At 41.7% G+C, this 14,848-nt stretch carries 12 protein-coding genes; 8 read left to right on the forward strand and 4 right to left on the reverse strand.

Going from position 1 to position 14,848, the window contains the following annotated elements; translation table 11 throughout:
- The first annotated feature begins 7 nt into the window (after window positions 1–7).
- The 5 genes from tal (at window position 8) to galK (ending at window position 4,954) form a co-directional block, all read left to right on the forward strand.
- Window positions 8–961, forward strand: coding sequence for a transaldolase (gene tal, locus C5469_RS09440; protein ID WP_166305331.1), 954 nt, complete (start codon window positions 8–10; stop codon window positions 959–961).
- Window positions 962–1,050: 89 nt separating this feature from the next.
- Entirely contained in the window at window positions 1,051–1,626 is a 576-nt protein-coding gene (mog, locus tag C5469_RS09445) for a molybdopterin adenylyltransferase (RefSeq protein ID WP_166305334.1), read from the forward strand.
- Window positions 1,627–1,763: 137 nt separating this feature from the next.
- Window positions 1,764–2,324, forward strand: coding sequence for a chorismate mutase (locus tag C5469_RS09450; protein ID WP_166305337.1), 561 nt, complete (start codon window positions 1,764–1,766; stop codon window positions 2,322–2,324).
- 344 nt (window positions 2,325–2,668) lie between these two features.
- On the forward strand, window positions 2,669–3,724 hold the full coding sequence (locus tag C5469_RS09455) for a UDP-glucose--hexose-1-phosphate uridylyltransferase (protein WP_166305623.1): 1,056 nt from the start codon (window positions 2,669–2,671) through the stop codon (window positions 3,722–3,724).
- Window positions 3,725–3,790: 66 nt separating this feature from the next.
- Window positions 3,791–4,954 (forward strand): galactokinase, encoded by a 1,164-nt coding sequence (galK, locus tag C5469_RS09460; protein WP_166305340.1) that lies wholly within the window; start codon window positions 3,791–3,793, stop codon window positions 4,952–4,954.
- A 106-nt stretch (window positions 4,955–5,060) separates the two neighbouring features.
- Here the strand turns inward: galK and satP are convergent, their stop codons facing one another.
- Entirely contained in the window at window positions 5,061–5,630 is a 570-nt protein-coding gene (gene satP, locus C5469_RS09465) for an acetate uptake transporter (protein WP_166305343.1), read from the reverse strand.
- Between the two features lie 314 nt (window positions 5,631–5,944).
- On the opposite strand from satP, the gene dnaK reads away from it, so the two are divergent.
- Window positions 5,945–7,855 carry a molecular chaperone DnaK gene (gene dnaK / locus C5469_RS09470; RefSeq protein ID WP_166305346.1) on the forward strand — a complete coding sequence of 637 codons (1,911 nt, stop codon included), beginning with the start codon at window positions 5,945–5,947 and terminating at the stop codon, window positions 7,853–7,855.
- A 108-nt stretch (window positions 7,856–7,963) separates the two neighbouring features.
- Complete coding sequence (gene dnaJ, locus C5469_RS09475) at window positions 7,964–9,094, forward strand: molecular chaperone DnaJ (RefSeq protein WP_149616085.1); 1,131 nt, start codon at window positions 7,964–7,966, stop codon at window positions 9,092–9,094.
- Window positions 9,095–9,197: 103 nt separating this feature from the next.
- On the opposite strand, the gene C5469_RS09480 is transcribed toward dnaJ, so the two are convergent.
- From C5469_RS09480 to C5469_RS09490, 3 genes are all read right to left on the reverse strand, one after another.
- Window positions 9,198–10,502, reverse strand: a complete 1,305-nt coding sequence (locus C5469_RS09480; RefSeq protein ID WP_166305349.1) for a carbohydrate porin — start codon at window positions 10,500–10,502, stop codon at window positions 9,198–9,200.
- Window positions 10,486–11,907 carry a 6-phospho-beta-glucosidase gene (gene ascB, locus C5469_RS09485; RefSeq protein ID WP_166305352.1) on the reverse strand — a complete coding sequence of 474 codons (1,422 nt, stop codon included), beginning with the start codon at window positions 11,905–11,907 and terminating at the stop codon, window positions 10,486–10,488. Before ascB ends, C5469_RS09480 begins: the two co-directional genes overlap by 17 nt.
- Window positions 11,908–11,980: 73 nt before the next feature.
- Window positions 11,981–13,429 carry a PTS transporter subunit EIIC gene (locus C5469_RS09490; RefSeq protein WP_166305355.1) on the reverse strand — a complete coding sequence of 483 codons (1,449 nt, stop codon included), beginning with the start codon at window positions 13,427–13,429 and terminating at the stop codon, window positions 11,981–11,983.
- Window positions 13,430–13,873: 444 nt separating this feature from the next.
- Between C5469_RS09490 and C5469_RS09495 the strand changes: the two genes are divergently transcribed.
- Complete coding sequence (locus C5469_RS09495; protein ID WP_166305358.1) at window positions 13,874–14,728, forward strand: PRD domain-containing protein; 855 nt, start codon at window positions 13,874–13,876, stop codon at window positions 14,726–14,728.
- Window positions 14,729–14,848: the final 120 nt, after the last annotated feature.

A 14,848-nucleotide genomic window follows, 5' to 3' on the forward strand; every position in this document is an offset into this window, starting at 1 on the left:
TGACAAAATGACCGATAAACTAACTTCCCTGCGTAAACTGACAACAGTAGTAGCAGATACCGGGGATATTGCGGCGATGAAACTTTATCAGCCACAAGATGCTACGACTAACCCATCTCTGATCCTTAACGCTGCACAGATCCCTGAATACCGCAAACTGATCGATGAAGCAATTGCGTGGGCGCGTGAACAGAGTAACTCCCGTGAGCAGCAAATTGTAGATGCCAGCGATAAACTGGCGGTGAATATTGGTTTGGAAATTCTGAAATTGATCCCAGGCCGTATTTCTACTGAAGTGGATGCTCGTCTGTCTTATGACACCGAAGCCAGCGTCGCTAAAGCTAAGCGTCTGATAAAGCTGTATAACGAAGCGGGTATCAGCAATGAGCGTATTCTGATCAAACTGGCTTCAACCTGGCAGGGTATCCGTGCGGCTGAGCAGTTAGAAAAACAAGGTATCAACTGTAACCTGACTCTGTTGTTCTCCTTTGCTCAGGCGCGCGCTTGTGCCGAAGCGGGCGTTTACCTGATCTCTCCATTCGTTGGTCGCATCCTTGACTGGTATAAAGCGAACAGCGATAAAAAAGAATTTGCGCCACACGAAGATCCAGGTGTTATTTCTGTCACCGAGATCTACCAATATTATAAGCAACATGGTTATGACACCGTTGTTATGGGAGCAAGTTTCCGTAATTCCGGTGAGATCCTGGAATTGGCGGGTTGTGACCGTTTGACTATCGCCCCTGCGCTATTGAAAGAATTATCTGAAGCTCAGGGTGAGGTTGAATGTAAACTGGGTTATACCGGTGATGTTAAAGCGCGTCCAGAGCCACTGAATGAAGCTCAGTTCTATTGGGAACACCATCAAGATGCAATGGCAACAGAAAAACTGGCGGATGGTATCCGTAAATTTGCTGTAGATCAGGGCAAACTTGAGAAGATGATCGCTGATCTGCTGTAATGATAGGTCATAAACTATTCTTTTAGTTTTAAAGGCGGCATAATTAGCCGCCTTTTTGCTATTAGTTAATTGTGTTGATTGAGGTTTATATGAATGAGTTGCGCATTGGTCTGGTATCTGTCTCTGATCGTGCATCGAGCGGTGTTTATCAGGACAAAGGGATTCCAGCGCTGGAAGAGTGGTTGAAAAGTGCTATGACGACGCCTTTCCGTGTAGAAACTCGTTTAATCCCTGATGAGCAGATCATTATTGAACAAACCCTGTGTGAATTGGTGGATGAAATCGGTTGTCATTTAGTTCTAACTACTGGTGGAACTGGCCCTGCTCGCCGTGATGTGACTCCTGATGCAACATTGGCGGTTGCAGACCGTGAAATGCCGGGTTATGGCGAACAGATGCGCCAAATTAGCTTAAAATTTGTTCCAACAGCAATTTTGTCCCGCCAGGTTGGTGTGATCCGCAAGCAGGCTCTTATCCTAAATTTGCCAGGGCAACCAAAAGCAATAGCAGAAACGCTGGAAGGCTTGAAAGGCGAAAATGGTGAAGTTCTGGTACCCGGCATTTTTGCCAGCGTGCCATATTGTATCCAGTTGCTGGATGGCCCGTATGTCGAAACCGATGACAAGGTAGTTGCTGCTTTTAGACCGAAAAATGCTCGTCGCTGAGCAATGAACTAGTTGTAGAAATAATCAAAAAATCGAGCTTTAATCTGACACCTATCGAAAGCCAATTTCAACATTATAAGCCTATAATTCATTTAGTATGTTGATTGGTTGTTTAGAATAAATTTCGGGGTGAAAAAATGGAACGATCAAAAAAAGTAAGAATTGGCTTTATTGCTGGCTTGGCATTAGTTATGAGCGCAATAGCGCCAATGGCGGCGCTAGCAATAGGAGCAAAGGCGACGGTAGCCCAGTTAATTAATCAGCGTCTTTCTTACATGAAAGATGTGGCGGGATACAAGGCTGAAAACCATCTACCTGTTGAGGTCTTGGAGCAGGAAGATAAGGTTCTTACCAAATCAATGAGTGAGGCTGAATCTTTCGGGTTAAGTGGGGAATCTATCAGGCCGTTCATTATAATCCAAATGAATGCCGCGAAGGCGATTCAGTATCGCTATCGTGCTGATTGGTTGTCTGTCCCTGAAAATGGTTGGCAACCTAAGCCGCTGGGTGACGTTCGGATTAAAATTAGTGGACTAAGTACTGAAATCCTCCAACAAATTGCGATTCTGCTCAAAGCCGGAGAAAAGATAAATGCTTCTGATAAGGAAATGTTTATGGAAAATATTCAACAACATAACTTAAAGAATTCAGATAAGCAGCAAATTTTCTCTGCACTTGAGAAGGTGAAATTGAAATAAATCACTCCCCCCTTGTTCTTTAGCAAAAAAGGCCGACTTTTTGTGGCAGCCCCAATAGATGGGGCTGTCATAGGAACTGGCCACCAGAAAACAGTGTACAACACAGCCAGAATAACCAGAGAGCATTAATCAAGGCAATAATTGCTCAATACAGCCAGTATTAACCAGTTTGTGGTCGTCTGAGTCAGGTCAATATATCCTTTATTTTCACTCTTTGTATAACATCATGTACATCAGCGTGATTGATATCTCAGATTGGTATTGATGCTCGTTGTTACACTGCATTTAGAGCTGGTGAATTGACAATGATTTTTACAACTGATGTTGAAAAAATAGAAATTGCTATGGCTAAGATTGAATTTAATCCGGTTGAACATCCTCATCGTCGTTATAACCCTTTGATTGGGCAATGGGTTTTAGTATCTCCTCATCGGGTGAAACGGCCGTGGAATGGGAGCGATGAGCAGCCGTTGATAGACGATATCCCGCACTATGATGAGCAATGTTTCCTTTGCCCGTCGAACAAGCGTATTTCCGGTGAGCAAAATCCGGATTATCAAGGAGCCTTTGTTTTTAATAATGATTTTTCAGCCTTAATGCCAGATTCGCCTGATATACTGCAATCACATCATCCGCTATTTAAGGCGCAGGGAGTACGAGGATTAAGTCGTGTGATCTGTTTTTCTCCTGATCACAGCAAGACATTGCCTGAATTGTCCATTGAACAAATTCGTCAGGTAATTAATACCTGGAATCAACAAATTGAAACATTAGGTAAAGAATATATTTGGGTTCAACTCTTTGAGAATAAAGGAGAGTTGATGGGGTGTTCTCAGCCTCATCCGCACGGGCAAATCTGGGCAAATAGTTTTTTACCAAACGAAATTGAACGTAAAGATAAACAGCTGCGTGCCTATTACCAAGAGCATGGTTCTAACTTACTGGTGGATTATGTTCAGGCTGAATTAGATGATGGTGAGCGGATAGTGGTCGATACAATGCATTGGCTGGTGGTTGTACCTTACTGGGCGGTATGGCCCTATGAAACCATGTTGTTACCTAAAGTTCATGTTCGTCGCATGAATGAATTAACGGATGAACAATGTGATGATTTGGCGTTCGCGCTTAAAAAACTCACCAGTCGTTATGACAATTTATTTCTCAGCTCTTTTCCTTATTCTATGGGCTGGCATTTTGCGCCTTTTTTTGAACAAGGAACCGATATTGAACATTGGCAATTACATGCACTTTTCTATCCGCCATTATTGCGGTCTGCTGTTGTGCGAAAATTTATGGTGGGCTATGAAATGTTTGCTGAGACGCAACGTGATTTAACGGCAGAGCAAGCGGCTCAGGTTCTGCGTGCATTGAGTGACGTACATTATAAAGAGCAACAGTGACAATTGTCGGGCGAAATTTTTCATTAATAGTATCGTGTTACTAACGCCATATTTGAGAATAACGCCATGAAAATTTTAATTAATCGTGTTAAAGATGTTTTTGATTCGGTATTCCATTATACACCGACACATATTATTCAAGCACCGGGCCGGGTTAATTTGATTGGAGAACACACTGATTATAATGATGGCTTCGTGTTGCCATGTGCAATTAATTACCGAATTGTCGTTGCTGCGGCGAAACGAGAGGATTGCCTTGTTCGTATTGTCTCAGTTGATTATAACAATCAATTCGATGAATTTGATATTAGTCAACCTATTACATTTCACGAGAATAAGATGTGGGTTAATTATATTCGTGGTGTTGTAACATGTTTGCTCAGCCGTGGATATATATTTCGAGGGGTAGATATTGTAGTAACTGGTAATGTACCTCAAGGGGCAGGATTAAGTTCATCGGCTGCACTGGAAACGGTTATTGGTCAAACATTTAAAACCCTTTACCACTTAGAGATTAGCCAAACGGAAATTGCGTTAAATGGGCAGCAGGCTGAAAATGAATTTGTGGGCTGTCATTGTGGCATTATGGATCAATTAATTTCAGCAGAAGGTAAAGAACATTATGCATTATTAATTGATTGTCGGCATTTAACTACACAAGCTGTATCTATTCCCAAAGATATAGCGGTTGTTATTATAAACTCAAATAAAAGGCGAGAGTTAGTTGGCAGTGAATATAATATACGCCGAGCTCAATGTGAACAAGCTGCGGCATTATTCGGCGTTAAAGCTTTGCGGGATGTGACATCAAATGAATTTGAAAAGCGCAGTTTGGAACTTGACGATGTAGTGGCTAAACGTGCTCGCCATGTCATTAAAGAAAATGAACGCACGCTTTTGGCGGCAAAAGCGTTAACAGTGGGCGGAGATATGCGATTAATAGCTGAACTCATGGCACAGTCACATCAATCAATGCGTGATGACTTTGAAATTACTGTTCCTGAAATCGATATCTTGGTTGATATTGTGAAACAAGCCATTGGTAAACAAGGTGGGGTGAGGATGACTGGAGGTGGGTTTGGTGGTTGTGTCGTTGCTTTAGTACCACAAACATTGGTTGATGTTGTTAAGGCTACGGTTGATCAACACTATTTTGCATCGACAGGTTTGAAAGAGACTATTTATGTGTGTCAAGCTTCGGATGGTGCAGGTTTGGTTGAAATACTGTAGGCAATGCAATGGCAGATGCTTATTTTTGTCGATGCTTAAGATGGTAATACATTATCGGACGGGAAGAGGGAGCCGAAAAAATTTTCCCTCTTCCAACCGCAGTTTATTACTGTTTTATTTCGCCAATTGGCAGGATAGTGCGGCCATATTGCTCATTCAGCACTTCTGCCATTGCCAGATAAAATGCACTAGCACCACAAATTATCCCTTCATAACCGGCAATGGTTAGCAGAGCGGTATTTCCGGTAAAGTTTCCGATAGCTAACATAGTAAATAGCAGTGTTAGGCCGCCGAAGATAAATTGTAGCACTCGGTTAGTCTTAAAGGTGCCAAAGAACATAAACAGAGTAAAAATACCCCACAGGCCAAGATATACCGCTAAATACTGGTTGCTAGTGACTTCTGCCAGTCCCATTTTGGGTAGGAATAACAATCCGATCAGACTGAGCCAAAACAGTCCATAAGAGGTGAAAGCGGTAGCGGCGAAAGTATTACCTTTCTTATATTCGAAAAGCCCCGCAATTACTTGAGCCAGGCCACCATAAAAAATACCCATGCTCAGGATAACTGATGCCAGTGGAAAGAAACCTGCGTTATGCAGGTTAAGCAGAATGGTTGTCATACCGAATCCCATCAAACCTAAAGGGCCGGGATTTGCCAACTGATTAGTGCTCATAAGTCCTCTGAAAGAAAATCGTAAAAGTAATAAATAGCAAAGGTGGCGAATCATAATGATCTGTCAGCAAGGAAACAATGACATGTGAAATAATAAAAAGGTTTTTTTTTCACTCCCCCCCTTGATGCTGGTTTTAACGGCCCCATCTTATAATCAACCGCAGTTGCTAACCGCTGTCTTATACAGCTGATGTATATAAGCAAAGGTGAGGAATCGCATAAAGGCATAAAAATAGGTGCCATTGAAAAGTAGATACTTATCCTCATATTGATTAGCAACTTGACTGATTACGAATTTCTTGTGGAGGCGTTTAGATGGGTAAAATTATTGGTATCGACCTGGGAACTACCAACTCTTGTGTAGCTATTATGGATGGCACGACAGCTCGTGTATTAGAAAACAGCGAAGGTGATCGTACAACTCCTTCCATCATTGCATATACCCAGGATGGTGAAACTCTGGTTGGTCAACCGGCTAAACGTCAGGCTGTTACTAACCCGCAAAATACGCTGTTTGCTATTAAGCGTCTGATTGGTCGTCGTTTTCAGGACGAAGAAGCACAACGCGACGTAGCTATCATGCCATACAAAATCATTGCGGCAGATAACGGTGACGCATGGTTGGAAGTGAAAGACCAGAAAATGGCTCCTCCTCAGGTTTCTGCTGAAGTTCTGAAAAAAATGAAGAAAACAGCTGAAGATTATCTGGGTGAGCCAGTAACTGAAGCGGTAATCACTGTACCTGCATATTTTAACGATGCTCAGCGTCAGGCAACAAAAGATGCAGGCCGTATCGCTGGTCTGGAAGTAAAACGTATTATCAACGAACCAACCGCGGCTGCACTGGCTTATGGCCTGGACAGAGAAGTTGGTAACCGCACCATCGCAGTTTATGACCTTGGCGGTGGTACTTTCGATATTTCTATTATCGAGATTGATGAAGTTGACGGCGAAAAAACCTATGAAGTTCTTGCAACCAACGGTGATACTCACTTGGGTGGTGAAGACTTCGATAGCCGTATGATCAACTATCTGGTTGACGAATTTAAGAAAGATCAAGGTATTGATCTGCGTAATGACCCGCTGGCAATGCAGCGTCTGAAAGAAGCAGCAGAAAAAGCGAAAATCGAGCTCTCTTCTGCACAGCAGACTGATGTTAACCTGCCGTACATCACGGCTGATGCGACTGGTCCTAAGCACATGAACATCAAAGTGACCCGTGCAAAACTGGAGTCACTGGTAGAAGATCTGGTCAAACGTTCTATGGAGCCTGTGAGGGTTGCATTGCAAGATGCTGGTTTGTCAGTTTCTGATGTGAACGATGTGATTTTGGTGGGTGGTCAAACCCGTATGCCAATGGTTCAGAAAGTGGTCGCTGATTTCTTCGGTAAAGAGCCACGTAAAGACGTGAACCCTGACGAAGCAGTAGCCATGGGTGCAGCAGTACAGGGCGGTGTTCTGGCTGGTGATGTGAAAGACGTGCTGTTGCTGGATGTAACGCCTCTGTCTCTGGGTATCGAAACTATGGGTGGCGTGATGACAGCCCTCATTACGAAAAATACCACAATCCCAACCAAACACAGCCAGGTGTTCTCTACAGCAGAAGATAACCAAGCTGCGGTAACTATCCATGTGTTGCAGGGTGAACGTAAACGTGCCGGTGATAACAAATCTCTGGGCCAGTTCAACTTGGATGGTATTCAGCCAGCTCCGCGTGGTATGCCTCAGGTTGAAGTGACTTTTGACATTGATGCTGATGGTATTTTGCATGTGTCTGCTAAAGACAAAAATAGTGGCCGCGAACAGCAGATCACTATCAAGGCTTCTTCCGGTCTGAATGAGGAAGAAATTCAACGGATGGTTCGTGATGCAGAAGCTAACGCGGAATCTGATCGTAAGTTTGAAGAGTTGGTACAAATTCGTAACCAGGCAGATCAACTGGTTCACGGTACTCGTAAGCAAGTAGAAGAAGCGGGTGACAAACTGCCAGCAGAAGATAAAACAGCTATTGAAAGCGCTGTTGCTGAGTTGGAAAAAGTCGCTAAAGGCGAAGATAAAGCTGATATCGAAGCGAAAATTCAGGCTCTGGTGCAGGCTTCCGCTAAGCTGTTAGAAATTGCTCAGCAGCAGGCTCAGGCGGGTGCATCAGCAGATGCTGGTGATAGTGCGAAAAAAGATGACGACGTTGTAGACGCTGAATTCGAAGAAGTGAAAGACAAAAAATAATTGCCCTTAGCGGGCGCGGTGACAGTTATGACAACTGTTGCTGATTAACCGGCACGGGCGTTGAGGGAACTCTGCGCCCGTGCGCGTATGTTAAGGGTAAAATAAGAGATGGCAAAGAGAGATTGTTACGAGGTTTTGGGCGTTTCCAAAACAGCGGACGAAAAAGAGATTAAAAAAGCCTATAAACGACTGGCAATGAAATATCACCCCGATCGTAATCAGGGCGATAAAGATGCAGAAAGCAAATTCAAAGAAGTTAAAGAAGCTTACGAGATCCTGACGGATGATCAGAAACGCGCTGCCTATGACCAGTACGGTCATGCTGCTTTTGAACAAGGCGGTATGGGTGGTGGTGGATTCGGTGGTGGTGCCGATTTCAGTGATATCTTTGGTGACGTTTTCGGTGATATCTTCGGCGGTGGTCGCCGTCAGCAGCGCCAAAGCCGTGGTGCTGATTTGCGTTACAGCATGGAATTGACGCTGGAAGAAGCGGTCCGTGGTGTGACCAAAGAGATCCGCATCCCGACACTGGAAACCTGTGATGTATGTCATGGTAGCGGTGCTAAAGCAGGAACCAGTCCTGTAACCTGTTCAACCTGTCAGGGCGCAGGTCAGGTTCATATGCGCCAGGGCTTCTTTACTGTTCAGCAGCCTTGTCCACACTGTCATGGCCGTGGTCAGATCATTAAAGATTCTTGTAATAAGTGTCGTGGTCATGGGCGTGTTGAAAAATATAAAACATTGTCTGTCAAAATCCCGGCGGGTGTGGACACCGGTGACCGTGTTCGTCTGAGTGGTGAGGGCGAAGCCGGGAGTAATGGCGCACCAGCTGGTGACTTGTACGTTCAGGTACAGGTGAAACGGCACCATATCTTTGAGCGTGAAGAAAATAATCTTTATTGCGAAGTGCCAGTTAACTTTGCAATGGCAGCGTTGGGCGGAGAAATTGAAGTACCAACGCTTGATGGTCGTGTGAAACTGAAAATACCTGCGGAAACCCAGACGGGTAAAATGTTCCGCATGAAAGGTAAAGGCGTTAAATCTGTTCGTGGCGGCGTTCAAGGGGATTTGCTGTGCCGGGTAGTAGTAGAAACACCGGTTAAATTGAACGAAAGGCAGAAAGAATTACTGCGTGAATTGGGTGAGTCTTTAGGCGGTACAGGTGGTGAAACCAATAGTCCGCGTTCTAAAAGCTTCTTCGATGGCGTAAAGAAATTTTTTGATGATTTGACCAAATAATAGCTAATATTTCCACGTAAATAGAGCTGCATTTCTCAATGTAGTTTAGGTTATTGATTAAAGTCCTCGTTTTCATACGAGGACTTTTTGCCTTGGTTGAAGATCATAAGCTAAAGGTAATTTGTGTAAGCAAATTATAAGCATCGTCCTCTTTCGGTGTTACTGATGGATGGTGGGTATACGATAAGCTGTTCGTCCAATAGATTCCGTTGGAAACACGATATGAATATGACGCGGAAGCGGTTGCACTATAACTTTCAGCAACTTGACCATTGCGGGCAAAGTAATCTTTCGCATCATCACTGAACTTATTGTATGACAAACCAAGAGTAAGCATATCGTTTGGGCGTGAATTGAGTAGTCCAATGCTAAACAGTGATAATGAAACATCGGCGTTAAACAAGTTACGATCCTTTGGGGCGTAATTGGCTTTACCGTCAATATACCAGCCACGGAAAGGCATCGATGCATCCGGCTTGGTTATCTGGCGGGTAGCCGCTATATAATGAGAATAGGTATAGTCTTCATATTTTGAGTTGTTATAGTTAAAATAAGGCGTTTTATTAAACACCGAGCCGCCACGAATCCAGATCATACTTTCCGTTTCATCGGCATTAACACGATAACCTAATTCATTAATGACCAATGTACCCGCACTAGGAACTTTCCAGCGCAGACCGTAGGTATTGTATTTTGAATCTGCTTTTAAACCTTCCGAGCTTTGGCTTCTGGCAACCCCAATGTGGTCATACCAACGTTTATTTTTCGATAAAAATCGAATATCTATTGATGGGCTGGGTTTTGTACTGGGCAAGCCAGCCTGGGACAACATGACGCTGGTTGGCCCCAAAGCCGATGATGCGGTACTGCTACCTAAAAATAAGCCATAGAAATGAGAAAGCAATGTTGTATAGCCGTAATTCAATATCACCCTATCATTGAACAAGGGCTGGTTAATAGAGAAAGCTGAGATAAAAGGGTGCCCATCTTGACCATTATTTTTAAAGTTATTATAGGCGTAGTTTAGACCTACACGCAGTTGCGCCTTATCGGTGAAACCAATCCGTGATAAATCATAGGTCAGTTCTGTAGAAACAAAATTACCGGTGGTTAAACGTTGACCTACATAATTAGGATTAGGTGTATTTTTCCAGTTTCTTGAAAGGTCATAAGTTAGGTTTGTTAGCATTTGAAAATTTGCATAAAAGCCTCGATCTGCCATTTCTTTTCTGAGACCGCCCCATTCGGGAAATACAGTATCACATGCAGATGCGACCGAAGGTGTTTCCGGCCCTCTCGGTAAAAGGGCATCATATGAGCTACAGTTATTTTTTGTCGCCACACTTATATTGCTATACAGCAATATAAGTGGCAGCGTTGATAAAACAAATTTATTGGCTATTTTCATTTTTTACTCCCGGTGCTTTAAGAATATTTCCGTGACTGCTTATAACATCTTTATACCAGTTAAAACTTTTCTTACGCCGCCGCTCTAGTGTTCCATTGCCTTGATCATCACGATCGACATAAATAAATCCGTATCGTTTTGACATTTCGGCTGTAGAGGCGCTGACCAAATCTATTGGCCCCCATGAGGTATATCCCAATATCTGGACTCCATCTTCAATGGCTTCTCGTACCTGGAATAAATGGTCGTTGAGATATTGAATACGATAATCATCAATAATAGAGCCATCATCTTGAATAATATCTCTTGCTCCCAGACCATTTTCTACAATAAATAGTGGTATCTGGTAACGGTCATATAACGTATTGAGAAGATAACGGAGTCCTTGAGGGTCTATTTGCCATCCCCACTCTGAACTGGCTAGATGAGGGTTTTTCACCGGATTAATCATATTACCTGCGGATTTAACAATATCCGGATCTGTAGTTGCACAACAGCTCATGTAGTAACTGAGAGAGAGGAAATCAACAGTTTCTTTTAGTGCCTGTTTATCTTCATTGGTTATATCAAGCGTAATATTTTGCTCTTTAAATAGGCGTGTCATATAAGATGGATAATAGCCACGAGCTTGAACATCAAAAAAGAACAGTGATTCTCTATTCTTTTTTAATGATTCTAATATATCATCGGGATGACAGGTTAATGGGTAGTAAGATGTTGCTGCCACCATATTACCAATTTTTGCATCTGGAATAATTTCATGGCAGGCTTTAACGGCTTTGGCACTGGCAACTAACTGATAATGTAGGGCTTGATAAATATCCTGAATTTTACTGCCTTCCGGCAACCCTACACCGGTAAAGCAGGAAAAGAGAGACATGTTAATTTCATTGAATGTTAGCCAGTATTTTACTTTATGTTTGTAACGTTCAAAAACAGTTCTGGCATAACGTTCAAAGAATTCAATCGTTTTACGATTTCCCCAACCACCATATTTCTTCACTAAGCCATAAGGCATTTCAAAATGAGAGAGGGTAATTAATGGTTGAATATGATATTTTCTCATTTCGTCAAAAAGGCAATCATAAAAAGCCAGACCATTTTCATTGGGTACTTCTTCATCTCCTTCAGGAAATATACGTGTCCAGGCGATAGATGTTCTCAGGCATTTAAATCCCATTTCAGCAAACAGAGCAATATCGTCAGGATAACGATGATAAAAATCAATGCCGATGTTCTTGATATTAAAGTCATCCGTATTGCGCTCTATACTGCTACCAATGACTCCATGTGGTTGCATATCTGAGGTTGATAACCCTTTTCCACCTATTTGATAGGCTCCTTCGGCCTGATTTGCTGCTAATGCACCTCCCCAAAGGAAGTTTTCTGGAAATTGTTTTTTCATGATTTTCCTCTTTAATGATTTGTTAAACCTGTGAAATATCGTCTTAATATGACTATTTCTGTTAACGTTTAAATTAATTTGTTGTACGGGATATTATTTGTGATCCCTTAGCCTCTGACGGCACACCGAATAAATATGTTGCGATACAAGAGAAGATGAATGAACCTAGCGAACCCAATATTACGCTCCAGAAAGCGCTGTCTAGTTCCCCGGTAGGAGAAATAAATGAGGTAAATACAAAGATGCCCATACCACCAAAGCTGTGTGCTGTTCCCGAATAGAAACCGGCAATAGCACCACCAAGTGCCCCGCCAATACAACCAATGATAAATGGGCGTTTTAATGGTAGTGTTACACCATAGATTGCGGGTTCGGTAATGCCAAAGAGACTTGATATTAGCGCGGTTCCTGATAGCGCTTTCATTTTCTGATCGCGTGTACGTAACAATACGCCCAACGTTGCACCCGCCTGACCAAATATTGCTGGTTGGAGCAGAGGGGAGAGCATATCTTTTCCCTGTGTCATCATGTTATTGATCATTATAGGGATTAATCCCCAATGCAGTCCGAAAATAACGCAAACTTGCCATAAGGCTCCCATCAAAATACCCGCAATGACTGGGTTCTGTTGATAGAAAAAGAGATATCCTGTTGCCAAACCATTACTGAGTGCCGTTGCCACAGGGCCAATTATCAGGAAGGTCAACGGAACAGTAATCAATAGGCATAGGAAAGGGGTAATGAGTGCTTTGAAAGAAGAATGAAACCAGCTATTAAGTTTCTTTTCCAGAAAACAACTAAACCATGCTGATAAAATAATGGGAATAACTGTTGAGCTGTAATTGATGAAAGTAATGGGAATACCCAGGAAATCTAAATGAACAGCGGAAGTCGTTTGCGAAAGTTTAAATGCCTCAGTCATTGTTGGATAGGTTAAGGCTGCCCCAATAACCATGGTAATGAAAGGGTTTCCACCGAATCGTTTACCTGCGGTATACCCTAATAGAATAGGCATGAAATAAAGCATCGCATCGCCAGTAGCGAATAAAATTTTATAGGTGCCACCTTCTGGGTCCATCCAGTCAAATACGCTGGATAAAGCGAGTATTCCTTTAATCAATCCGGCAGCGACCAGTACGCCTAATAGTGGTGTGAAAATACTGGAAATAATATCAATTGCTACATTAAGAATGCGTTTTAAGCCTTTTGAATTATCTTTTTTTATCTCTTGCTGTGACGTTACACTTTGTTTAACCTCGGGATTTTCTGCGTTACCTTGTAAATATTTATTATTGATATTATCGTAAACATCTCCTACATGGCTGCCAATAACCACTTGGTATTGACCACCGCTCTCTACGACGGTAATAATTCCTGTAGTTCGTTTGAGTAATTCACTATTGGCTAAGTTTCTATTTTTAAGTTTAAACCGTAAACGTGTAGCACAATGGACAAGGCTCGATATATTCTCTTTCCCCCCTATTGCGCAGACTATCTCATCAGACAGACTTTCGTACTTCATTAGACTTCCCCTTTTTTAAGTTGAAAACAGCGAAAGGCCGAATTAAAGTCAAAAAAAAACCTAACCCATGATCTTCAATAGCCCTGGGATAGGGATATATCGTAGATGATGGATTAGGTTTTGCCCGACATTGGTCGCGACCAAGTCGGTAACAAGCCTATTAATCAATATTTAGAAACTAGTTACTCTTTATGATTCTTGCAAGTCATTAGTATTAATTTTAGCAAAAATGTGATTCTTATCATAAATATAGTAGATAAATTGAGAATATTGCAGTGTCATTGACTTTATAAAAATTATGTCTTAGCCTGAGGGATGAAATATCTATATGAATATAGTGTACAGGAGTGTCACTGACTCGATCAGGCACAACCAAGTCACGGATGTATTTTGCCTATTCTATAGGTTAGTGCAGATAATGGTTTATCCTGTAAGGTATATCTTTTGTTAACTATAATAAAACTCATAAATAATAATGTGGTCCTTGCTATTGATGAGAATAATAGCGAAATGATTCTCATGGATAAGGGTATAGGATTTAATAGGAAAAAAGGGGATAGGTTGCATGTTCAAGATGTTGCAAAAGTTTTTACTGTTGAAAAGCACTATAAGATAAGTCAGATCCTTTCTACTATCCCTGTTTCAGTTATAGAGTTAACAGAACAAATTATCACATTAGGGAAAAATTTTCTTGCCAAACCGCTTAACGATTCATTACTCATTACGTTATCAGAACATTTAAGTTTTGCGTTTGAGCGTGTAAATAAAGGATACCAGATTGGTAATGTCTTACAATGGGAGATCCCGCATCTTTACCCGTTGGAGTATGAAGTAGGTAAACAGGCACTTATCCATATTAATAACCAGATTGAACAACCGTTACCGCCGATAGAAGCTTCATTGATTGCCTTGCATTTTGTTAATGCTCAATATGAAGGGCAAACTATGGGGGATACATTAAAGTTAACGAACTTAATTAATAAAACTGTTAAACTTATTCACTATTATTTTCATGTTAATCTTGATCCAACATCAGTAAATTATTCTCGTTTTATTACTCATCTACGCTATTTCTTAATCAGACAAAATAAAAATGATCACTCGTCTGCTATTGAAATGGATTTTTCATTGCAAGAATTGATAGAAGAAAAATACTTCAAAAGTTACAATTGTGCGGTGAAGCTAATTAGATATTTGAGAGAAAAATATCAATGGAAGGTTCCTGATGATGAATTGATTTATTTGGTTATTCATATAGAGCGGGTGGTCAATGATAGTTATAAGGCAAAAGATTCATGATAAGTGCATCATTAAGTGCATCATTAAGTGGATGTGTAGACAGGTATTAACCTAAGCAATGACTGAGATTAATATATTTATATTTATTTGATTTTTCTGATAATAAATTATAGGTGGTGG

Source organism: Photorhabdus cinerea, from assembly GCF_011189575.1.
Taxonomy (GTDB): Bacteria; Pseudomonadota; Gammaproteobacteria; order Enterobacterales; family Enterobacteriaceae; genus Photorhabdus; species Photorhabdus cinerea.

Excerpts from the sequence above, each read along its gene's own strand:
- tal (WP_166305331.1), top strand. The coding sequence starts at position 8 with ATGACCGATAAACTAACTTCCCTGCGTAAACTGACAACAGTAGTAGCA.
- mog (WP_166305334.1), top strand. The coding sequence starts at position 1,051 with ATGAATGAGTTGCGCATTGGTCTGGTATCTGTCTCTGATCGTGCATCG.
- C5469_RS09450 (WP_166305337.1), top strand. The coding sequence starts at position 1,764 with ATGGAACGATCAAAAAAAGTAAGAATTGGCTTTATTGCTGGCTTGGCA.
- C5469_RS09455 (WP_166305623.1), top strand. The coding sequence starts at position 2,669 with ATGGCTAAGATTGAATTTAATCCGGTTGAACATCCTCATCGTCGTTAT.
- galK (WP_166305340.1), top strand. The coding sequence starts at position 3,791 with ATGAAAATTTTAATTAATCGTGTTAAAGATGTTTTTGATTCGGTATTC.
- satP (WP_166305343.1), bottom strand. The coding sequence starts at position 5,630 with ATGAGCACTAATCAGTTGGCAAATCCCGGCCCTTTAGGTTTGATGGGA.
- dnaK (WP_166305346.1), top strand. The coding sequence starts at position 5,945 with ATGGGTAAAATTATTGGTATCGACCTGGGAACTACCAACTCTTGTGTA.
- dnaJ (WP_149616085.1), top strand. The coding sequence starts at position 7,964 with ATGGCAAAGAGAGATTGTTACGAGGTTTTGGGCGTTTCCAAAACAGCG.
- C5469_RS09480 (WP_166305349.1), bottom strand. The coding sequence starts at position 10,502 with ATGAAAATAGCCAATAAATTTGTTTTATCAACGCTGCCACTTATATTG.
- ascB (WP_166305352.1), bottom strand. The coding sequence starts at position 11,907 with ATGAAAAAACAATTTCCAGAAAACTTCCTTTGGGGAGGTGCATTAGCA.
- C5469_RS09490 (WP_166305355.1), bottom strand. The coding sequence starts at position 13,429 with ATGAAGTACGAAAGTCTGTCTGATGAGATAGTCTGCGCAATAGGGGGG.